Source organism: Geitlerinema sp. PCC 7407 (genome assembly GCF_000317045.1).
In the GTDB taxonomy this organism is placed as follows: domain Bacteria; phylum Cyanobacteriota; class Cyanobacteriia; order PCC-7407; family PCC-7407; genus PCC-7407.
In genome coordinates, this window is the sequence record NC_019703.1 from 4,128,761 (window position 1) to 4,149,929 (window position 21,169).

Sequence of the window (21,169 nt, forward strand, 5' to 3'; positions counted from 1 at the left end):
AAGGGGTATGGTGTGAGGAAGAGTGAGTGATTATGTCTCAAGTTTTTTGGAAATCTTTGCTAGCAGCTCCGGCAGTTCTGGGTTACGCCCTGGTTGCCTCTAACGCTGCGATCGCCAACGAAGTTTCGGCGCAAACCAGCCTGACGGAAGTCCAGTCCGTCGCCGAGCTCGCCCAAGCGACCCCCGCGACCTCCCTGGATCAAGTTACCTCGGTTTCTCAGCTCTCCGACGTTCAGCCGACCGACTGGGCCTTCCAAGCGCTTCAGTCCCTCGTCGAGCGCTACGGCTGTATCGCTGGTTATCCCGACGGTACCTACCGCGGCAACCGGGCCATGACCCGCTACGAGTTCGCCGCTGGTCTCAACGCCTGCTTGGACCGCGTGAACGAGCTGATCGCCGCTGGCACCGCTGACCTGGCTACCCGCGAAGACCTCGCCACCCTGCAGCGTCTGCAAGAAGAGTTCGCTGCTGAGCTCGCCACCCTGCGCGGCCGCGTGGACTCCCTCGAAGCTCGCACCGCTGAGCTCGAAGCCAACCAGTTCTCCACCACCACCAAGCTCGCGGGTGAAGCCATCTTCAGCTTGGCCGCTCCCTTCGGCGATGACAAAGCCGTTCAGCGCGGTGAAGCAGCAGGTGCAGATGGCGACCTCGACGACAACATCGTCTTCGAAGATCGCGTCCGCCTCACCCTCAACACCAGCTTCAACGGCCGGGACCTGCTGAGAACCCGTCTCGAAGCCGGCAACGCCTCTGACTTCTCTGACGCCACCGGCACCGAGAGCGCTCGTCGCGGCTACGAAGCAGACAACGGCAACGACATCGAGCTCGATCGCCTCTGGTACCGCTTCCCCCTCGGCGACAAGACTCGCGTCTTCGTTGCCCCCGTTGGTGAAATCGACGACTTCGTCAGCGTCAACAACCCCACCTTCGAAAGCAGCGGCACCGGCGCTCTAAACCGCTTCTTCCGCCGCAACCCCGCCGTCTATCGCCTTGGTGAAGAGCAGATCGTTGGCGCCAACATCAACTTCAGCGACAACATCGGCATCGACGTGGCCTACATGACCGGCGACGGCGAGTCCCCCGCCCAAGAGCAAGGCTTCATCGGCGACGGCAACTACAGCGCCCTGGCTCAGCTGAACTTCGGCCTGGGTCAAAACCTCGACCTCGCTCTGACCTACGCCCACTCTTACTATGCGGGCGGCGACGGGGATGATCCTGAAACCTTTGCCAACCTGTCGGGCAGCACCGGCAGCGACATTGCTAAGCGTCCCTTTGGCCAAGTTGCAACTACTGCCGATCGCTTCGGCGCTAGCGTCAACTACAAGCTCGGCAACAAAGTGAGCATCGGCGGCTGGGGCGGTCTCGTTCTGGCAGAAGCGCAGTCGGGTCCCCAAGAAGGTGATAGCGCTGACGTCTGGAACTGGGCTGTCAACCTGGGCCTGCTGGACTTGGGCAAAGAAGGCAGCGTGCTGGGCTTCATGTTTGGTATGCCTCCCAAAGCCTACGTGGACGGCAACAACAACGATGATCCCGACACCTCCTACGTTGCAGAGCTTCAGTACCGCTTCCCCGTCGGCGAGAACGTCGTGATCACGCCGGGTGCCTATGTGGTCTTCAACCCCAACCACGTCAACGACAATGACGATGTGTGGGTTGGCGTCCTGCGGACCACCTTCAAGTTCTAAGTTTCGTTACCTCACAGTTTGAGATCCCTACAGCCCCTTTCAACAAGGGGCTGTTTCTTTTGGGGGATCAATGGGAACAACGGGAGGGCGTGATCCCAGCCTTTCGTGGCGGACCCAACAGCAATCCTTGGGAAAACCAGCAAACCCCAGTGGAGAACCGGGGTATACTAGGAAAAGACCCCAGACGATTGTTCGTTGCATTCCTCGATTGCCCGTGGAACTTTCCTGTAAGAGTGAATACGCTATTTTGGCCCTGCTTGAGCTAGCTGCTCATTACAGCAGTGGCGAGCCTCTCCAAATCCGCCAAATTGCTGCCCAACAAAACATTCCCGATCGCTATCTAGAGCAGCTGCTAGCGACGCTCCGCCGCAGCGGTCTCGTGCGCAGTCAGCGCGGTGCCAAGGGGGGATATTTGCTGGCTCGCGAGCCGTGGCAAATCACGCTCATGGAGATTGTGAGCTGTATTGAAGGGCTGGATGCCAAGGCTTCTGACAAAGATCCCCATACGAAAACAACGGAAGGAATGGTTGTTCAGGAGGTCTGGCAAGAGGTTTGCCGAGCGGCTGATGCGGTGCTTCAGGGCTACACGCTACAGGACCTGGCGGAGAAGCGGGACACTCGGCAACAGCTCGATATTATGTACTACATTTAGCCATTGAGAAGAACGCCATGCGGATTGCTGAAAACATCACTGAGTTGATTGGTCGGACGCCGCTTGTAAAGCTCAATCGCATTCCCCAGGCTGAGGGCTGTGGGGCGACGATTGTCGTCAAGCTAGAAGGGATGAATCCGTCCGCGTCGGTGAAGGATCGGATTGGCATCAATATGATTTTGGCGGCGGAGCGGGAAGGGCTGATCCAGCCGGGGAAGACGGTGCTGGTGGAGCCGACGTCGGGCAATACGGGCATTGCGCTGGCGATGGCGGCGGCAGCTAAGGGCTACCGCCTGATCTTGACGATGCCGGAAACAATGAGCGCTGAGCGGCGGGCAATGCTGCGGGCCTATGGGGCGGAGCTGGAGCTGACGCCGGGAATCGAGGGGATGAGCGGCTGTATCCAGCGGGCCCAGCAGATCGTGGATACGACGCCCTATGCCTATATGCTGCAGCAGTTCCGCAATCCAGCCAATCCTCAGATTCACCGGGAGACGACGGCGGAGGAGATTTGGGCGGATACAGATGGCCAAGTGGACATCGTTGTTGCGGGCGTTGGGACCGGAGGCACGATTACTGGCGTTGCAGAGGCGCTGAAGCAGCGCAAGCCGGAGTTTCGGGCGATCGCCGTGGAGCCGACCAGCAGCCCGGTATTGTCTGGCGGGCGGCCGGGTCCCCACAAGATCCAGGGAATCGGAGCGGGTTTTGTGCCGCAGGTCCTGAAGGTGGATCTGATTGATGAGGTGATCTGCGTGAGCGACGATGAGGCGATCGCCTACGGACGCCGCCTTGCCCGCGAAGAAGGGTTGCTGTCTGGCATCTCCAGCGGGGCAGCGCTTTACGCCGCGATTCAGGTGGGTAAGCGCCCCGAAAATGCTGGCAAGCTAATTGTGATGATCCAGCCCAGCTTTGGCGAGCGCTATCTGAGCACGCCGCTTTTCCAGGATCCTGAGCTCACGCTCTCTGGCAGCGCTAGCTAGAAACCAGGTTCACCGCGCCACCGAAGGGCGATCGCAGGGGGATTTTCGTCTCGCGGAATCCCCCCAAATTCCCTAGGCTCTGGGGCTAAAATGAGCCTATGTCAGAGCCAAACTACTACGAAATCCTGGACATTCACGCCTCTGCCAGCCCGACAGAGGTCAAGCAGGCCTATCGTCGCCTTGCCAAGCTGTTCCATCCGGACAGCAATCCTGACATCGACAATCACGAGCGGATCACGCAGATCAACGCAGCCTACGAGACCCTCAGCGATCCGCATCGCCGCCAGACCTACGACCAGACGCTCCAAGCCAAGGTCGAGAGCCGGTGGCACACCCGCTCCAAGGCGGCCAGCAATATTTATCAAAAGCGCCAAAGCGGCCAGGATGCTGATGCCGAACTTTATACCTGGCTCCGGCGCGTTTATGGGCCGGTCAATCGCCTTTTGGGGCGGATTATCGAAGCGCTCAGCGACCAGATTGATGAGCTGTCGGCGGATCCCTTTGATGACGAGCTGATGGAAGCGTTTCAGGAGTATCTGGAGGACTGTCGCCAACTCCTCAAGCAGGCCCATTTGTCTTTTCGCTGTATGCCGAATCCCACCAGCGTCGCAGGCACAGCAGCGAATTTGTATTATTGCCTCAATCAGGTGGGTGACGGGCTCGATGAGCTAGAGCGCTACACCTATAACTACGATGAGCACTATCTCCATGCGGGGCAGGAGATGTTTCGGATTGCGAACCGCTTGCGGCACGAGGCGCAGTACGCGGTGAGACATCTCGTTTAGGAGGGCAGCAGGTCGGAGGATGCCTGGAGAAGGGCGATCGCCTGCTGAATGCTGTCGCGCACCCGCTGGGCCGACTCATGCAGTCCCTGGAGCTCGCGATCGCTCAAATGCAGCTCCAGAATGCTCTCCACGCCTCGACACCCCAGTCGACAAGGAACGCCCAAAAAGAGATCTTGTAGCTGGTATTCCCCCTGGAGGTGGGCCGCCGCTGGCAAAAGCCGCATTTGGTTTTGCAAAATGGCCTCGACCATACGCGCTGCCGCCGAGGCAGGGGCGTAGTAGGCACCCCCGGTTTGCATCAGCTTGACGATTTCTGTGCCGCCGTTGCGCGTGCGCTCCACCAGGCGATCGATGGTGGCACTGTCCATGAGTTCGGTAATCGGAATGCCGTTCACGGTGGAGAAGCGAGGCAGAGGCACCATGGAGTCCCCGTGACTGCCTAGGACCATGGCGTTGACATCGGCGATGGAAACGTTCAGTTCCAGGGCAATAAAGGTTTGGAAGCGCGCGGCATCCAGAACTCCCGCCATGCCGATGACGCGCCGCGCTGGCAGACCGCTCACCTGCCAGGCCACGTAGGTCATGACGTCCAGCGGATTGGTAATCACCATTAGCACCGCGTCGGGCGAATGGGCGATCGCCTGCCGAGCCGCTTGGGCCACGATGTTGGCGTTTACCTTGAGCAGGTCATCGCGGCTCATCCCCGGCTGGCGAGGACGTCCCGCCGTGATCACCACGATCTGCGAGCCGGCGGTGTCGGCGTAGCTGTTGGTGCCGACAATGTGGCGATCGTGGCGCTCGACGCCCCGCGCCTCCATGAGATCCAGCGCGATGCCCTGGGGCAAGCCCTCCACCACATCCAGCAGGACCACATGGGCTAGATTTTTTTCGGCAATCCGCTGGGCGAGCGTGCTGCCGACTTTTCCAGCACCAATCACCGTGACCTGGGTGGGCTGACAAACCAAAGACGCGGTCACATCAGCAAACATGGTGAGGGCTCCTAGGGCGAAAAAACAAGGAGAGGGGCGATCGCAGCGGCTCTACTCGAAGGACTCCAGCTGATCGACCCGCAGCCAAATATTGGGCGTGGGCACCTGACCGAACTTGACCAAGGCGTAGTCCCCGTCAAGCTCCAGGATTTCGCCCTTGGTCTCAAACAGGTAGGAAGGCAGCCGAGAATCGCTGGCCTTTGCTTCAACGCTGTTTTCGAGGGTTTCGCGCACTGCCCGCACGAAAGACCCTTTTTTCACTTTGCTTGCCATGTTGCCTGGAGTGATAAGTCATTTTCTCCCTCCAGTGTACGGCGGCGATCGCCCGCCCGCAGCGGATTTGCGGAATTCCTTTGCAGATCTACTGTGGGGTTGCCGGCAGACTCAACGGGGCGATCGCTCCGGCTGGCACGCTGGGCAAAAGTGCGTCGAGCGTCCCCCCAGCTTGAGCCGCTCAATCAAAGCGCCGCAGTGACGACAGGGAGCTGCTGTCCGCCCATACACCCAGGCCTCGCCTTTGTAGTTGCCGTTCACGCCCTGCACATTGAGAAACGTGCTGAATGTCGTGCCACCCACCGCGATGCTGGCCTGGAGAACGCCAATTAGCGCCTCCCGCAGCCGCTCAACCTGCGATCGCGTCAAAGCCGCACAGGGCGTTTGGGGATGGATCTGGCTGAGAAACAGCGACTCATCGGCATAGATATTGCCGACCCCCGCCACCAGCCCTTGATCGAGGAGGGCGCTCTTGATCGGCCCGCGCCGCAGCCTCAGCTGGGTCATCAGGTAGTCCACCGAAAACGCCGCGTCAAAGGGCTCCGGCCCCAGCCCCTGCAATCCGGTGATGATCTGCTCGGGCGCACAGTCCGGCGGGACCCACCACATGCGGCCAAAGGTCCGCTGATCGACAAAGCGCAGCTCGCGATCGCCCCCCAGCCACAGCCGCACCCGCGCGTGCTTTTGCAGCGGCGCCTCGCGATCGAGCCACAGCAGCTGCCCCGTCATCCGCAAGTGCACTCCCAGCCAGCCCGCTGGACGATCCGATCCAGCCTTCACCAAGCTAGCTAGCAAATACTTTCCGCGCCGAGACCACGCCTGAATCTGCGTGCCTTCCAGCGCCGTCAAAAATTCCCATGAAGAAACAGGGTGGGCGACTGTGCGCGGAAGCAACACATCTCCACCCTGTATTGGCTGAAGCAGGGTCAATTGATTGAGACCCGTTCGAACGGTTTCGACTTCAGGCAGTTCTGGCACTGTCTACCGTGCTTCGGTTCCCTGGTTGGGGTCACCCTCTACGCCCTTGTTACCACCGGGGGTTTCAGCCTGAGCGCCAGGACGAGTCTGGCTGGGCACGCCCGTACCGGTCTTGCGAGCAGCGGGTGCGACGGGCGTTTGCTTGCCGCTAGCACCCGTCTTGGGCTTAGCCTTCGGTGCTTCAACTTCGACCACCTCGTTGGGGGCAAAGTTGTTGGTATTCACCCCTGCGTAGTTGACCTTATCAAAACGCACGATAACCGAGTACTTGATGCCGCTGGTATCTACCGAGGCAACCGTACCCACATCTTGAAACCAATAGGATTCTTTGCGGAGAATTCGAACTTTTGAACCGCGTTGAACCATGAGTCCTTTTCCTTAAAGTTATTAAGCTTTAACTCACGCAGCTAGCTGCTTTTCAGCGTACTACTCTCCACGGACTCTCAGGGAGTTTACGGCTTTAAGTTTTATTTCTAACAAAATGTTAATTTTTATGACGCGACTATGACGCGATCGCCCTGCTCAAGCTCAATTCACCCATCGCACTCGCACAAAATGCGTCGGCCGGCCAGACTGCGCGGGCAAAGGCGTGATGCTTTCGACCACCAAGTTAAACGGGATCGCCGTCGTGATGTAGCGCTGGGCCAGAGCCCCCACGTCTGGCGCTAGCTGGGCCGCCGCCGTTGTCGCTAGGCCCAGGCCCAGCAGCTGCGTGATCGGCCCTCGCGGCAGCAGCAGATGAAATCCCATGGTTAACCCAGCCGTCAGCAGCATCCCCACCGATAGATTGGTGCCGCAGCGGGGGTGGACCGCCAAACTCCAAGCGCCCGTCGTGATGCGCTGGAGCGCTGTCTGCACGGCCCGCTGAAGCTGCAAGGTTTTGACCTGGCCATAGAGATAGAAGCCCTGCTCTGTTGACATGCCGCTGAGCAAATCTGCTTCGGTCCCCTCTTCCGAGGTTCCCCGGACGGCTTCACTGAGGACCCACACCGTCGCGTGCTCGAGGGCGTGGACCTGACGCAGGGTGAGCAGCTCTTTGAGGCCGGGCAGATATCCGAATTGCGCCAAGAAATCGCTGTCTCCGCCGGGTTGGGGGGACAGATCGAGACCCCAGTCTTCCCAAAAAGATGGAGCGTTGGAGGAAGTCGGTGAAGTCGTCATAGCAACCACGCAGTCACAGAGGTGTTGAGAGCGTTGGGCGATCGCAGATCCTGCTTCCCAGATATTAACGAAATCCCAGCAAATCCCAGGGCAGCCTGGGGAGAAGCGAGAAACGGGTGACCCAAGCCCTACCTCCCACTCTAGCGCTGGCCTCCCCTGGCCGGACAGTCTCTCAGCGATCCTTTAAGGAATCCGAAAACATTCCCAAGCCCCAGCGCTTGGGCGCTCTCTGGTGGCGCTTTGGGGCGATCGCCCTAGCCAGCAATGCGTCCGGGAGCGGCTGCCTGCTGGGTGCTCGGGGTGGCGCTTTCGCCCACCCGTTTGGCTACCTCTACGCCATCTTGCTCCAGGACAACGACGGGCTCAGAGCCTCGCATTTCGATGCGCTTGACGAGCACTTGACCATCCATCAGGCGCTGACCAACGCTGACATAGCGGCCAGACGGAGCGTCGGGGGTGCGCACGATCGCCTGAGAAGCGCCCGCGGCTTCTAGCACACCGGTGATTTCAACTGCTTGGGCGAGGGTCGGCTGGGGCAAGGGCGGCAAAGCAGCGATCGCCGGTGGCTGGGGCTTGGCCGGCGTCGCAGGGCGCGCGCCAGCGGCGCCACCGGCGGCAGTACCCCCTGCCCCGCCGGGGCGAGCTGACCCACCGGGCTTGGTGCCGCCCGCAGCTCCAGGCCGGGACGCCGTTCCTCCCGCAGCAGCACCCGCCGGGCGGCCTGCCGTACCACCAGCACCCGCCGTACCGCTACCACCGGCTGAGGCATTGGCGGGCCGGCTAGCTACCTGGCCTCCGGCCCCGGCGGCGGGCTGCGGCCGCTCAATCACCGGCGAAACCTGGACAACCGCAAAGGGATCTTGGCGACCAGAAGAAACTTGGCGGACCCGCTCCGAAACGTTTGTGGACTGGATGAGGGCGGCGCTGCCGGGAGCGCTTTGGGGAACCGTGGGCTGATTAAAGGGCTGAGCCGCTGGTGCGGGCGCAGGCGCTGGAGCTTGAGCCTGGGGGGCCGGAGCAGCGGGTTCTTCGGCAACTTCTTCACCACCACCACAGCCCGTCAAAGTCAAGGCAACTGCACTTACAAATGCCCAGGTTGTGAACTTTTTCATCTTGATTCTCCCAAATCTCCCCAACGCGGCCCAATATTCTTCTCAGGATAGCCTTGAGCGCTGCCAATGTCACAGGCGATCGCGTTTTTAGGGGGGTCATGAAGTCACGGCGATCGCGCGGGCAAGACAGCCGCGGGGAGCTCTACGGATGAACTTTTCAAAGTAACGGTAAAACCGGATACCAAACCCCTGCTGAGGCGAGAAATGAAATGAGAGCTAGGGTCGGTAGAGTGGGCGATCGATCGCCGGGATCAGGTCAGTTTTTGTCAAGGATTTTAAGCAGAGATACAGAACATTTCGGAACGCATCAAACCCCAGGGTTTAGACACACTGATCTCAATCAAGTTATGGATCACTTCATTACGGTTTTTGTAACTCTTGTGTCTTCTTGTATGGTCTGCCAGTGAGGGGAATGAGATCAGCTATGTTGAAAGTGAAAAGTCGCTAGATAAGAGGTCTTATGACACCCTCTTTGCTGCGCCAGTTTTGGTCTTTGGTCGAGACAACCCAAGCCAATGTGCTAATAAAGCTGGATGACCCCAGCTTGGTGCAGTGGTTGTTGAGGCAAATTCGTAACGAGCAGCCGCTCGACTACGCCGAGACCGATGTGCTGACGGCTTATATCCGCTCACACCTGACGCTCATTCGAGATATTGCCCACGAACGCCTCGTTGTATACCGCTAAGCGTTGGTCCAGCAGGCCACTGCTGGCAACCTTTGGCAAGAATGCGCTGCACGCCTCACAAAGCAAAACCGCGCCGCCAATCCATAACAAAGCTTTTGTCTAGACGTTTCTGGTTATCCTCTGTCCTGGGTCCGGTCGATCGAGCCACCAACGGTTTTGGGTTTCGTCAAGGCATTGAACTTTAGTAGCTTCACCCGAAGCTGAACCAAAAAGCGAATTTCCAGGCTTCTGGAAGTTCGCTTTTTAGCGTGGGGCCAAGAAGGCCTTGCGCGGCCTTGCGCAGTCCAGAAGACAGGAGACCTGGAAGAAGCAGATATGATGAGACACAGCTACCACGCTGGCCCCAGCTTTGGCCACAGGGTCGAGGGGCGATCGCGCTTTGCAAGAGCCGCGGTTGGGGCGCTGGAGTCTTGGGCGTTCAGGATGCAAGGGCTATGCGGCACTGGGGTTCTCTGATTTTGGCGGTGATGTGCTTGGCGCTGCCGCTTTCGGCCTGTGGGCTGCGAGCCGGCAGACCGGCCCCCACGGGGAGTAACCGGCCGATGAATCTGGTGGGCGGCGTGAGTCGCCTGTCGACGGTGCTGGACCGGGGACAACTGGTGTGCGGGGTGAGCGGCGAGCTACCGGGCTTTAGTTTTGTCAATCGCGAGGGCGAGTATACGGGGCTGGATGTGGACATCTGCCGGGCGATCGCCGCTGCGCTCTTTGACGATCCCAACGCGGTCGAATTTCGCAATCTCAACGCCAAGGAACGCTTTACGGCCCTGCAAACCGGCGAAATTGATATTCTCAGCCGCAACACAACCTGGACTCTGAGCCGGGATGCCTCGGTGGGCCTGGATTTTGCGCCGACGGTTTTCTATGACGGTCAGGGGATCATGGTGCGGGCCGCTTCGGGCATCAAAACGCTGGAGGCGCTGCGGGGTAAGGCGGTTTGCACCCAGACGGGCACGACCAATGAGCAAAATCTGGCAGACCAAATGCGCAAGCGGGGCATTGACTACCAGCTCATTGTGTTTGAGGACATTAATGCGGCCTACGCGGCCTATGTTGAGGGGCGATGTGCGGGGGTGTCCTCCGATCGCTCTCAGCTAATCTCGCGGAAATCAGCTCTGCCGGACCCAGACAGCCACTACGTGTTGCCGGAGGTCCTGTCCAAGGAGCCGCTGGCCCCAGCGGTGGCGGGCGGAGATTCCCAGTGGGCAGACGTGGTGCGCTGGAGCATCTTTGCCCTGATCGAAGCGGAGGAGCTGGGCATCACGTCCCAAAACTGGGAACAGTTCAAAACGGGCGATGATCCGGAAATTAAGCGATTTTTGGGCGTGGAGGGGGATTTGGGTCAGGGCTTGGGCCTCTCCAATGATTTTGCGGCCCGGATCGTCAAACACGTGGGCAACTACGGCGAAATGTACGATCGCAATCTCGGCCCCAAAACGCCGCTGAATCTCGATCGGGGGCTCAATCAACTGTGGGAGCAGGGGGGGCTGATGTATGCGCCGCCTCTACGCTAGGGCCTGTCGGGAGGAAGACTAAACGATGTCACCGAACCATCAGGCTTCTTCGGGGTCAGGGGCGATCGCCCGCTGGTTGCGCGACGTGCGGTTTTGGCGAGTGGCGGGACAGGCGATCGCCGTGGTTGCCGTGGTGTCCCTGGGAGCAACGCTCTGGAGCAACCTGATTTTCAATCTTCAGCAGCTCCGAATCCAGCTGGGGTTTGAGTTTTTGCGCTATCAGGCGTCCTTTGGCATTGGGGAAACCCTGATTCCCTATACGCCTTCGGATTCCTACATTTGGGCGCTGCTGGTGGGGCTGCTCAACTCCCTGCGCGTGATGGCCTTGGGCATCGTCCTGACGACGGTGGTGGGCGGGGTGGCGGGGATTGCACGCCTCTCCGACAACTGGTTGATCCGCAAGCTAGCGCTGGTATATGTGGAGATTTTTCGCAATACGCCGCTGCTGCTACAGCTATTTTTTTGGTACTTTGCGGTGTTTCTCAGCGCGCCGGTGGCGGAGGAGCGCTGGCGGTTTTGGGGCGGGATCTCGGTGAGCAAGCAGGGTCTGACGCTGCCCTGGCTGGAGCCGGTGGCGGGGACGCCGATCTGGCTGGGCCTGGGGGCGATCGCCCTTTTGCTGGCGGTGGGCGTGGGCTATGGGCGATCGCGCCTCGGGCCAGCGGGCCACCCCAGACGCTGGGGCCTGGGGGTGGCGATCGCCGGGGGGCTGCTGATCTGGGCGATCGCCCAAGGCCCGCCGTTTGCTGTTAGCTTGACGACTTTCGACGCGGCTACGGGCCGCAGCGGGGGGCTGTACCTATCTGCGGAGCTCTCGGCGCTGCTTTTGGGGCTGGTGTTCTATACGGGGTCTTTCATCGCGGAGATCGTGCGGGCGGGCGTCCAGGCAGTGCCGCGGGGCCAGTGGGAAGCCGCCCAGGCTCTGGGGCTGTCGCCCGCACTGACGATGCGGCGGGTGATCTTGCCCCAGGCGCTGCGGGTGATGATCCCGCCGATGACCAGCCAATACCTAAACTTGGCCAAAAACACGAGTCTGGCGATCGCCATCGGCTATCCAGACGTGTATTTCGTGGCTTCGGCCACCTTTAACCAGACGGGGCGGGCCGTAGAGGTGATGGCGCTGATCATGGTGACCTATCTATCGATCAGCTTGGTCATCGCTTTGGTCATGAACGGCCTCAACCGCTGGGTGCAGATCAAGGAGCGCTGATGCCAATGACGCCACAGGACTTGCCACCGCCAACCGTCCGTCTCACGCCCTGGGCCTGGGCCCGCAAAAACCTGTTTAGCAATGGTTACAACGTCGCCCTGACCCTGCTCAGCGGCTGGCTGCTGGGCTATGGGGCCTACCGGCTGCTGGGCTGGGCCTGGGGCGAAGCGCAGTGGGACGTGATCGGCGCCAACCTAAAGCTGTTTGCGGTGGGGCGCTATCCTGCGGGTCAGGTGTGGCGGCTGTGGCTGGTCTTGGATCTGGTGCTGGGGCTGCTGGGTCTGACCCTAGGCAGCGTCAAGATCAAACTGGACAAGCGAGCGCTCCCGCCAAGCGCGATCGCCCTCGGCAGTGCGCTGATCGGCCTAGCCGCCGCGCCTTGGGACTGGCTGGCCAAAGCAGGTCTGGGAAGCGCGATCGCCCTGGGAGTCGCGGGCTGGCGAATCGGCCTCAGCCACTGGGGCGATCGCCTGAGACCCTGGCTGGGGGGACTCTGGGGGCTGTCGTTCCCGGTGGTGCTGTGGCTGATCGGCGGCGGGCTGGGCCTGCGAGAGGTCAACAGCAACCTGTGGAATGGTCTGCTGCTGACCGTCTTTACCGCCGTCGTCAGCATCGTGGTGTCGTTTCCGCTGGGAGTGCTGCTGGCCTTGGGGCGCCAGAGCGATCTTCCCGTGGTCCGCTGGATGTGCATCCTTTATATCGAGATCGTGCGCGGGCTGCCCTTGGTTGGCATTTTGTTCATCGCCCAGCTGATGCTGCTGCTGGTGCTGCCGTCGGGGATTCGCCTCGATCGCGTGCTGCGGGCGATCGCCGGTCTCACCTTCTTTAGCGCCGCCTACCTGGCCGAAAATGTCCGCGGCGGTCTCCAGTCAATTCCGCGCGGCCAGGTCGAAGCGGCCCGCGCCCTAGGCCTCAACTCCGTCTGGGTGACCCTCTTGATCGTGCTGCCCCAGGCCCTGCGCGCCGTGATTCCTGCCATCGTCGGTCAGTTCATTGGCCTGTTCAAGGACACGTCTTTGCTGGTGATTGTGGGACTATTGGAACTGACCGGCACCGCCCGCTCGATTTTGGCCCAGCCCGATTTCCTGGGACGATATGCCGAGGTGTATCTCTTTATTGGCCTGATTTACTGGCTGTTTTGCTACGCCCTGTCCCTGGCGAGCCGCCGCCTTGAGCAGCACCTCTCGACCGGACATCAGCCCTGATCTTCTCCCCTGCCATGACCTCTCAACCCGCTGAGCCGATCATCCTCGCCCAAGACGTCCACAAGTGGTACAACAACCGCTTTCACGTGCTCAAGGGCGTCAGCCTCCAGATCCAGCGAGGCGAAGTCGTGGTGATCATGGGGCCATCGGGCTCTGGCAAGTCAACCTTTATCCGCACCTTCAATGGTCTCGAAGCTTACCAGCGGGGCCGCATTGTCATCGACGGCATCGAGCTGTCCCACGACATGGGCAGCCTTGAGGCCATCCGGCGCGAGGTGGGGATGGTGTTTCAGCAATTCAACCTGTTTCCCCACCTGAGCGTGCTCCAGAATGTCACCCTGGCTCCGCGCCGGGTGCGGCGCTGGCCCCAGGCCCAGGCGGAGTCCGTCGCCATGCAGCTTTTGGAGCGGGTGGGCATCCTGGAGCAGGCCCACAAGTATCCGGGGCAGCTCTCCGGCGGCCAGCAGCAGCGAGTGGCGATCGCCCGCGCCCTGGCCATGCAGCCCAAGATCATGCTGTTTGACGAGCCGACCTCGGCCCTAGACCCGGAGATGGTACGAGAGGTCCTAGATGTCATGCGATCGCTGGCGGATTCGGGCATGACCATGGTGGTGGTCACCCACGAGGTCGGCTTTGCGCGGGAAGTGGCCGATCGCATCGTGCTGATGGACCAGGGCCTCTTGGTGGAAGAGGGGACGCCCACCACCTTTTTTCAGGCCCCCCGCGAGGAGCGCACGCGCCAGTTTCTCTCCCAGATTCTTTAACGAGAGTCTTTAAGATGCTGCTCAGCCAGTCCTGACAGGGTTGGCGTCGCTGGCCCTAGGGCTGCTCTGGGGGTGAGGCAGGCGCAGACTCTGCGGCTTGAGGAAGCACCGGAGTCGGCGACACCGCCGGAGCAACGGGCCTTTTGAGGGTGGTGGAAACGAGGGTGTAGCCCAAATAGGCGGGCAGCAAAATGGCGGTCAAAGCGGCGATCGCCCCTAGCCAGGCCCAAGAGCTACCCGACGGTCCGTAGGTGCTGCGATAGGGGTCAAAGGAGAGATAATCCGAGCGGATAATGTCGCGCAGAGCGATAGGCCGCTTGAAGCGAACCCGGCGATCGTCCAGCTTTTCGAGCAAGATCCAGCCCGCTTCGGCCTCTTCTTTGCAAAGCTGGCGGAAGGCAGCACTGTCTCGAAACAGGTCGCGGTTCGCCCGCACAATCTTGAATTCCCAGCCGACCAAACGCGGATCTCGCTGACCTTTGGCGCCGTTGACCATTCCTGCGCTGGCCGGGGCGCTTTTGGCTGGGGCCGAGTTTACCCCTGCTTCTGCTGGGTTTTCGAGCTTTTGATCTTCATTAACGGGCACTTCTCCATAGTCGTAGCGGGTCAAGTTCTCTTCCTCCTCCCGTTCCTGTCTCCCCGTCACCAGCTGTCGCCAGTACAGCCATCCCCCCGCGATCGCTGACTGGAGACCCAGGCTACCCACGAGCAAACTCAGTGCAAGGGTCTCTCCCATCGCTGCGCTTTTCACCAGATTGATAGCGCAACTGTATCAGTTGTGGAGAGCACGTCAACGGGGTGCTGCCGGAAGATAGCCTTCCACCAATAAATCAGGCCCAACAGAGCGCACGCGCACGGGATCTAGGGCGATCGCGTCGGTCATCTGGGTCAGGCCCAGTTCTCCCACGGGGGTCGGCGCGGCGGGTCCCCCAATCAGCTTGGGAGCGACGAAGGCCCAGACTTTCTGGACAGCGCCCTGGGCGATCGCCTGGGCAGCCAGAGTGCCGCCGCACTCCCACAGCACCGACAGCAGCCCCCGACGGTAGAGATCCGCCATCACCGCCTCCGGCGTGCAGGTCTCCAGGAGGACCACTTCGACCCCTTGCTTCGCCAAGGCTTGGTGCACCACCTCGTTGGCCCCGACTTCCCCAAAAACCACCGTTGGGGCGACCTGCGATCGCCACAGGTTCGCCTCCGTGGGCAGATCCAGACGGCGGCTCATCACCACGCGCAGGGGATGGCGATCGCTCACGTCATGGCTGGTCAGGTGGGGATTGTCGCGCCGCACCGTGTTGCCCCCGACGATGACCGCGTCGCAGGTGGCCCGCAGGTGATGCACCTCCCGCCGAGCCCCCGGGGACGTCACCCAGGCGCTGTGTCCTCCCGTCGCGGCGATCTTGCCATCGAGGGTCATGGCGTATTTCAAGATGCCGAAGGGCCGGCGGTGGGTGATGCGATGAAAAAAGGCTTCATTGAGGATCTGGCAGGCCGCCGCTTCGACGCCCACCACGACCTCGAGGCCCGCCGCCCGCAGCCGCGCGATGCCCTGCCCCGCCACCTGGGGATTGGGGTCTAGGCTGCCGACGACCACTTTGGCGATGCCCGCCGCCAGGATGGCGTCCGCGCAGGGCGGGGTGCGTCCGTGGTGGCTACAGGGCTCTAGGTTCACGTAGAGGGTTGCGCCCAAGGCGCGATCGCCCGCCGCGCGCAGCGCAAACACCTCCGCATGGGGCTGCCCTGCCTGGGGGTGGAAGCCTTCCCCCACGATCTCCCCGTCTTTGACAATCACCGATCCTACGAGGGGATTGGGGGCCGTTTGGCCGAGGGCGCGGCAGGCCAGGGCAATGCAGCGCCGCATCAAGGCGCGATCGCTCTCCAGCTTCGCCCCATCGGCTGGAGTGAGCTCGGGCAAAGAGGACCAGAGAACCTGCAAAAACCAATCGTCTAGGGACATACCGCTGTTTTGAGGGAAGAAACCCAATAAATACCTATTACCTGCGAGAGATTCGAGGAGTTACGAGTCCCTCCTATAGTTTGCTGGATAGTGATCCTGAAAACAAAACTTCATAAATCTTCGGCTCACTAAACATTCCAGGGTCCGATCAGAGCCGACCTTTGCTGTTTTTCAGGGGTTTCCTATGCCACCTGCAACCCACCGCTCACCCAAGGGCGATCGCCGCTCCAAAGTGTGGTCCATTGTCCTTGCGGTCTTGGTAGGCTTTACACTTTTTGGATTTGCTCCGCGGCTGACATCACCCGCCGCTGCCCAAATTCCCAGTATTCCAGGCATTAATCTTCAAGATATTGAGAATATATTGCCGCCGAGTACACCGGCCGAGCGAATTGATACTGGGCGGATTCGACTCGACGGCCGTACGCTCTTTTGGGTCGCAGCGAGCGCCAGCGATCGCCCAGGAGAAGCCAGTCCCATTCAGTGGCGCACCAACATCATCGAGGGACGCCTGCGAGACATCGTGCAGCGCCTGAGCCGCGCCGAAAATCCGCCCCCCATCGCCATCGACGTGATCGAGAGCCCCGACAACGGTCTACCAGTTCTTCAGTTTGGTGACCAGGAGATCATGACCGTGACGGAGCAGGACGCAGAGCTCCAGGGCGCTAATACCCTCCAGGGCACAGCAGAAGAATTTGCTAAACGCATTGAGTTTGGGCTGAGACGGGCGATCGCCGAGCGACAGCCCGCAGCCTTCCAGCGACGCCTGGCGATCGCAGCGATCGGCAGCGTCCTCCTAGTGCTGATCAGCGCAGGCTTTGCCTATCGTCAGCGTCACCTCCGAGCCAAGCTCCATCGGCTCGAAGCCCAGACCCCAGACGTGCCGCCGCCCGTGGTTACCCAGCCCACCACCGGCACCCCCGAAGCATCCGCCGCTCGCGAAGCCGCCATGCTGGCCGCCGCCCAGCATCAGGCCTCCCACCTTCAGCAGCGCAATCTGATCGAGATTCAGCGGCGCTTGCTCCAGGCAGGCCAGATCGTTTTATGGGGAGGCGGTCTCTTTTTGGGGCTTGGGCTGTTTCCCCAGGTCCGCTGGCTCCAGCCGCAGATCGTCTCTGGCCTCAAGATCCCGGTCACAATTATCCTGACCCTGTTGGGAACCTACGTGGCTATCCGCATCAGCGCCGTCGCTATCGATCGCTTCTTTTGGGCCGTGGGCAATGGTCGCTTTTTTAGCCCCACCAATCCCCAGCGAATCGCCCTGCGCATCACCACCTTCTCACGGGTGCTCAAAAGCATTGCTGGCCTTGTGCTGCTGGTCATCGGCGCCCTGATTGGACTCTCAAGCCTCGGACTCAACGTCGCGCCGCTGCTCGCTGGTGCCGGGATCATCGGTCTTGCCGTTTCCTTCGCCGCCCAAAGCCTGATCAAGGACACCATTAACGGGTTCTTGATTTTGCTTGAGGACCAGTACGCCGTGGGAGATGTGATCAGCGTCAAGAGCGAAGCGGGTCTGGTGGAAAACATGAATCTGCGCATCACCCAGTTGCGCAACTCTGAGGGCCAGCTCATCACGATTCCCAACGGCACCATCGATGTGGTGCGCAACCTCTCGAAGGACTGGTCCCGCGCCGATCTGGTGATCAACGTAGCCTACGGGGTCGACACCGATCAGGCCCTGAAGATCATTCGCGAAGTGTCTCTGCGCTTGAGCCGCGATCCGGATTGGCGCGATCGCATTCTGGATCCCTTGCAAGTCCTGGGGGTCGAAAACCTGAGCCATGAAGGCATCTCCATTCGGCTCTGGATTCAAACCAAGCCCCTCGAACAATGGAATGTGGCCCGAGAATATCGCCGCCGCCTCAAGCAAGCTCTAGATCAAGCGGGAATCTCCATCGGGGTTCCCCAACAGTCGCTGTGGCTCTGGAGCTTGGATCGCCGCAAGTCAATGGTCGATCCCGACCATGCCAATGGCAGCAGTGCTGCTTCTAGCAAATCCCAAGATTCATTCAACTAGCATGAATCACTCGGCTCAAGGGCCGAGCGTCAATGGATTTGCATGCTGAAGGGCGATCGCAATTTGAAGCGCGATCGCCCTTTACCCGCTCTTAATCAAAATTCTTTACAATTCAGCCCAAATTGCCCCTTCAAAACCTTAAGACATCTTTAATTTTTTAATTTTGAACTGTCTTCAAATAATCCCTAGAAAGCCGCAGCGCATCAGGGCTTTCAGCCTTGCTTCAGGACCTGCGCTTTCTCAAACTTGAAAATCGCTCACCAAAATTTTTAAAACTTTTATAGAAAAATCAACGCTTTGCTGGGAAAGTGATCAGGAACCCGCGTCAGGCGTGATGTAGATTAACTTACCCTCTGACAACGGTCACTCAAGCTACCGTGGCCGCTCCGTATAGTAATCGCAGTCTAGCAATACCTACGGCGCGATCGCCACCTCAGTATTCACCAGGGTGCTCGTTTCAGTTCATACAAACCCCGAGGTTTCAATCACTGAAACGGTCTCACAAAATTCCGTTCAGATACTGATTGCCAGAGGCTCTGTGCTCATCCAGGAGTCATCTGTAAAGCCCTCTTGACACCTCATCAAATCACTCTGTAAAGGAACCCAACAAAGTGTTTGCTTGTCTTTTGTCAAGGGAATCCTAGCAGTAGGAAACAGCCAGATTGAGCCTCACTACCACCTGGAGCAACCGAAAAGGATACTATGCAAGCAAGCAGCTTTAGCCCCAACGCAGCATATGATGATCCGGTTGGTTCGGAAGGCTTTTCGCCAGACGAGCCTGACTTCGATGAAGCCGCTGGGACTTCTCTTAATGAGCTAGAAGAGCTCGTTCATCCCGATGGCTTGCAGAAGCGTCCCGGTCGTCGCACCACCGATTTGGTGCGGATGTATCTCCAGGAGATTGGTCGCGTCCGATTGCTCGGGCGGGATGAGGAAGTCTCCGAAGCTCAGCAAGTACAGCGCTACATGCGTCTGCTGGAGCTGCGAGATGAGGCCGCCCAGGCAGAAGGCGGCACGATCCAGCGCTACGTCCAGATCATCGAAGCTCGAGACACGCTGACGTCTCACTTGGGGCACCGTCCCTCTCTGGAGCGGTGGGCCGAAGCCGCTGGCGTTGACGTCACTGAGCTCAAACCCATCCTCGCCAGCGGCAAACAGCGCTGGGCTGAGCTGACTGGGCTGACAATCCAAGAATTAGAGCAGATTCAGCGAGAAGGGATCCGCGCCAAAGAGCACATGATCAAGGCGAATCTTCGCCTCGTCGTGTCTGTGGCCAAGAAGTACCAAAATCGCGGCCTTGAGCTGCTGGATCTGATTCAAGAAGGCACCCTCGGCTTGGAGCGGGCCGTAGAGAAATTTGATCCCACCAAGGGTTATCGCTTCAGCACCTACGCCTACTGGTGGATTCGCCAGGGCATCACGCGGGCGATCGCCACCCAGAGCCGCACCATTCGCCTGCCGGTCCACATCACCGAAAAGCTCAACAAAATCAAGAAAGCCCAGCGCAAGATCTCTCAAGAAAAAGGCCGCACGCCCACCATTGAGGACATTGCTCGGGAACTGGAAATGACCTCGCCCCAGGTGCGTGAAGTCCTGCTGCGCGTCCCGCGCTCCGTTTCCCTCGAAACCAAAGTCGGCAAAGAGAAAGACACCGAGCTGGGCGAGCTGCTGGAAACCGACGACGTCACGCCCGAAGAAACCCTCATGCGGGAGTCTCTGCGTCGCGACCTCCAGCAGCTTCTGGCAGACCTGACTAGCCGCGAGCGGGACGTCATTCAGATGCGCTTTGGCTTGGGCGACGGCCATCCCTATTCCCTCGCCGAGATTGGTCGGGCTCTGGATCTGTCGCGAGAGCGCGTCCGCCAAATCGAAGCAAAAGCCCTGCAAAAGCTCCGGCAGCCCAAGCGTCGCAACCGCATTCGCGACTATTTGGAGTCTCTAAGCTAGCAGACTACTTTTGCCTCGCGACATCTCCCAAATACCTATCAAGGCCTAGTTGGTGATCATTCTCAACTAGGCCTTAAAACATATTTTTTTACACTTGGCTTGTTAATTAAAGGCGATCGCCTCTAATTCACGATGACACTCAAGCTGACCCTAAAAACATCCAAAACCAGATTTTCAGCTCCTTACAAAAAACGTTCTTTTCTGCGATCGTCTGCAAATTCACAGGCGATTTCAGCCATTTAAACTGCTAATTAGTCTCAATAAGAATACCTTCTTGAAAAAAGCTAGATTTATTGTGTATCATTCTCAAGTAAGAGGTTTTGCTGAGAATGCTATATGTCACCCTACACTACCAGTGCTCTTAAAGCAGAGCTGAACGAGCGAGGCTGGCGCTTAACTCCTCAGCGAGAAACCATCCTTCATGTGTTTCAAAATTTGCCCAAAGGTAAGCACTTAAGCGCAGAAGATCTTTACAATCTTTTGCAAAGTGAAGGGGAGAGTATTAGCCTCTCAACCATTTACCGCACCCTGAAACTCATGGCGCGGCTCGGTATTCTCAGGGAACTGGAGTTAGCTGAGGGGCACAAGCACTACGAGCTCAATCAGCCCTATCCCTATCACCACCATCACCTAATCTGCGTTCGCTGCAACAAAACCATTGAGTTCAAAAGTGACTCAGTGCTGAAAATTGGCAACAAAACGACTCGCAAAGAAGGCTATCACCTACTGGACTGCCAGTTGACCATTCACGCGATTTGTCCGGCTTGCCAGCGAGCGCTGCTGCCGATGTAATTTGTCAGAAGTCAGCAAAAACTGGGGTTTTTCGCCTCATTTTTTGCAAACCCCAGTTGCTTTTGGCCAGAAGAAATATTCCGACGGAGCATCCCAGCGAGGGCCTGTAGAGTCGCCTAAGCAATGAGACTTTCTCACGCTCTGAATGGAGCTGACGCGCTTTCGCAGTGCAATGACTTCATGAGCGATCGCGCTATCGAAGCGGTTAGTTTTTCGGAAGTCCTTGCTATAGCAAGCTATCAATAACCAAAGCTATTACTGTGGCAAATCCAGTAATACCAAGGGCAACAAAAGGGTTTTGTCCTTGGCTAACAGCGAAGGAAGTAACCACTCCTGCACCGATCGCTGCCGTAATTGCAGCACCAACCCAATCTTTACCTGAATTTTTCCCGTACATGGCTCAGATGATTGATATTGCTTGATAAAGCATTTTTGCTTCTTATCAAGCTATCACCCACATTTACCCGAACGC

Annotated in this window: 21 protein-coding genes; 12 read left to right on the top strand and 9 right to left on the bottom strand. The window is 59.3% G+C overall.

Annotated features, from left to right (window positions below; genetic code table 11):
- The first annotated feature begins 32 nt into the window (after nt 1-32).
- From GEI7407_RS16825 to GEI7407_RS16840, 4 genes are all read left to right on the top strand, one after another.
- Nucleotides 33-1,685: an iron uptake porin gene (locus GEI7407_RS16825; RefSeq protein WP_015173407.1), complete on the top strand. Its 1,653-nt coding sequence runs from the start codon at nt 33-35 to the stop codon at nt 1,683-1,685.
- 214 nt (nt 1,686-1,899) lie between these two features.
- Nucleotides 1,900-2,337 carry an Rrf2 family transcriptional regulator gene (locus tag GEI7407_RS16830; protein WP_041269184.1) on the top strand — a complete coding sequence of 146 codons (438 nt, stop codon included), beginning with the start codon at nt 1,900-1,902 and terminating at the stop codon, nt 2,335-2,337.
- A 17-nt stretch (nt 2,338-2,354) separates the two neighbouring features.
- The gene (gene cysK, locus GEI7407_RS16835; protein ID WP_015173409.1) at nt 2,355-3,317 is read left to right on the top strand and encodes a cysteine synthase A; all 963 of its coding nucleotides are present in this window, start codon (nt 2,355-2,357) and stop codon (nt 3,315-3,317) included.
- Nucleotides 3,318-3,415: 98 nt separating this feature from the next.
- A complete protein-coding gene (locus tag GEI7407_RS16840; RefSeq protein WP_015173410.1) occupies nt 3,416-4,102 on the top strand; it encodes a J domain-containing protein in 687 nt (228 codons plus the stop codon).
- Here GEI7407_RS16840 and mdh read toward each other — a convergent pair.
- From mdh to GEI7407_RS16870, 6 genes are all read right to left on the bottom strand, one after another.
- Entirely contained in the window at nt 4,099-5,091 is a 993-nt protein-coding gene (gene mdh / locus GEI7407_RS16845; RefSeq protein ID WP_015173411.1) for a malate dehydrogenase, read from the bottom strand. The genes GEI7407_RS16840 and mdh overlap by 4 nt on opposite strands.
- Nucleotides 5,092-5,142: 51 nt before the next feature.
- Complete coding sequence (locus GEI7407_RS16850; protein WP_015173412.1) at nt 5,143-5,364, bottom strand: NAD(P)H-quinone oxidoreductase subunit O; 222 nt, start codon at nt 5,362-5,364, stop codon at nt 5,143-5,145.
- Nucleotides 5,365-5,475: 111 nt separating this feature from the next.
- A complete protein-coding gene (locus GEI7407_RS16855; protein ID WP_015173413.1) occupies nt 5,476-6,342 on the bottom strand; it encodes a DNA-formamidopyrimidine glycosylase in 867 nt (288 codons plus the stop codon).
- Between the two features lie 3 nt (nt 6,343-6,345).
- Complete coding sequence (locus tag GEI7407_RS16860) at nt 6,346-6,708, bottom strand: photosystem I reaction center subunit IV (RefSeq protein WP_015173414.1); 363 nt, start codon at nt 6,706-6,708, stop codon at nt 6,346-6,348.
- A gap of 162 nt (nt 6,709-6,870) precedes the next feature.
- Nucleotides 6,871-7,503 (bottom strand): DUF6391 domain-containing protein, encoded by a 633-nt coding sequence (locus tag GEI7407_RS16865; RefSeq protein ID WP_015173415.1) that lies wholly within the window; start codon nt 7,501-7,503, stop codon nt 6,871-6,873.
- 254 nt (nt 7,504-7,757) lie between these two features.
- Nucleotides 7,758-8,615, bottom strand: coding sequence for a hypothetical protein (locus GEI7407_RS16870; protein WP_015173416.1), 858 nt, complete (start codon nt 8,613-8,615; stop codon nt 7,758-7,760).
- A gap of 460 nt (nt 8,616-9,075) precedes the next feature.
- Here GEI7407_RS16870 and GEI7407_RS16875 point away from each other — a divergent pair, with 460 nt between their 5' ends.
- From GEI7407_RS16875 to GEI7407_RS16895, 5 genes are all read left to right on the top strand, one after another.
- Nucleotides 9,076-9,300: a hypothetical protein gene (locus GEI7407_RS16875; RefSeq protein WP_015173417.1), complete on the top strand. Its 225-nt coding sequence runs from the start codon at nt 9,076-9,078 to the stop codon at nt 9,298-9,300.
- Nucleotides 9,301-9,734: 434 nt separating this feature from the next.
- A complete protein-coding gene (locus GEI7407_RS16880; protein WP_015173418.1) occupies nt 9,735-10,811 on the top strand; it encodes a transporter substrate-binding domain-containing protein in 1,077 nt (358 codons plus the stop codon).
- A gap of 25 nt (nt 10,812-10,836) precedes the next feature.
- Nucleotides 10,837-12,021 carry an amino acid ABC transporter permease gene (locus GEI7407_RS16885; RefSeq protein WP_015173419.1) on the top strand — a complete coding sequence of 395 codons (1,185 nt, stop codon included), beginning with the start codon at nt 10,837-10,839 and terminating at the stop codon, nt 12,019-12,021.
- Nucleotides 12,021-13,226, top strand: a complete 1,206-nt coding sequence (locus GEI7407_RS16890; protein WP_015173420.1) for an amino acid ABC transporter permease — start codon at nt 12,021-12,023, stop codon at nt 13,224-13,226. Before GEI7407_RS16885 ends, GEI7407_RS16890 begins: the two co-directional genes overlap by 1 nt.
- Nucleotides 13,227-13,240: 14 nt before the next feature.
- Entirely contained in the window at nt 13,241-13,990 is a 750-nt protein-coding gene (locus GEI7407_RS16895; protein ID WP_015173421.1) for an amino acid ABC transporter ATP-binding protein, read from the top strand.
- Nucleotides 13,991-14,045: 55 nt separating this feature from the next.
- Here the strand turns inward: GEI7407_RS16895 and GEI7407_RS16900 are convergent, their stop codons facing one another.
- Together GEI7407_RS16900 and ribD are read right to left on the bottom strand one after the other, a co-directional pair.
- Nucleotides 14,046-14,726 (bottom strand): hypothetical protein, encoded by a 681-nt coding sequence (locus GEI7407_RS16900; protein ID WP_015173422.1) that lies wholly within the window; start codon nt 14,724-14,726, stop codon nt 14,046-14,048.
- Nucleotides 14,727-14,780: 54 nt separating this feature from the next.
- Nucleotides 14,781-15,944: a bifunctional diaminohydroxyphosphoribosylaminopyrimidine deaminase/5-amino-6-(5-phosphoribosylamino)uracil reductase RibD gene (gene ribD, locus GEI7407_RS16905; protein ID WP_015173423.1), complete on the bottom strand. Its 1,164-nt coding sequence runs from the start codon at nt 15,942-15,944 to the stop codon at nt 14,781-14,783.
- Nucleotides 15,945-16,128: 184 nt separating this feature from the next.
- On the opposite strand from ribD, the gene GEI7407_RS16910 reads away from it, so the two are divergent.
- The 3 genes from GEI7407_RS16910 to GEI7407_RS16920 all read left to right on the top strand — a co-directional run bounded on the left by GEI7407_RS16910 (nt 16,129) and on the right by GEI7407_RS16920 (nt 20,697).
- Entirely contained in the window at nt 16,129-17,958 is a 1,830-nt protein-coding gene (locus GEI7407_RS16910) for a mechanosensitive ion channel family protein (RefSeq protein ID WP_015173424.1), read from the top strand.
- Nucleotides 17,959-18,660: 702 nt separating this feature from the next.
- Nucleotides 18,661-19,905, top strand: a complete 1,245-nt coding sequence (gene sigC, locus GEI7407_RS16915; protein ID WP_015173425.1) for an RNA polymerase sigma factor SigC — start codon at nt 18,661-18,663, stop codon at nt 19,903-19,905.
- 336 nt (nt 19,906-20,241) lie between these two features.
- The gene (locus GEI7407_RS16920; RefSeq protein ID WP_015173426.1) at nt 20,242-20,697 is read left to right on the top strand and encodes a Fur family transcriptional regulator; all 456 of its coding nucleotides are present in this window, start codon (nt 20,242-20,244) and stop codon (nt 20,695-20,697) included.
- A 226-nt stretch (nt 20,698-20,923) separates the two neighbouring features.
- Here the strand turns inward: GEI7407_RS16920 and GEI7407_RS21475 are convergent, their stop codons facing one another.
- The gene (locus GEI7407_RS21475) at nt 20,924-21,094 is read right to left on the bottom strand and encodes a hypothetical protein (RefSeq protein WP_015173427.1); all 171 of its coding nucleotides are present in this window, start codon (nt 21,092-21,094) and stop codon (nt 20,924-20,926) included.
- Nucleotides 21,095-21,169 lie beyond the last annotated feature (75 nt).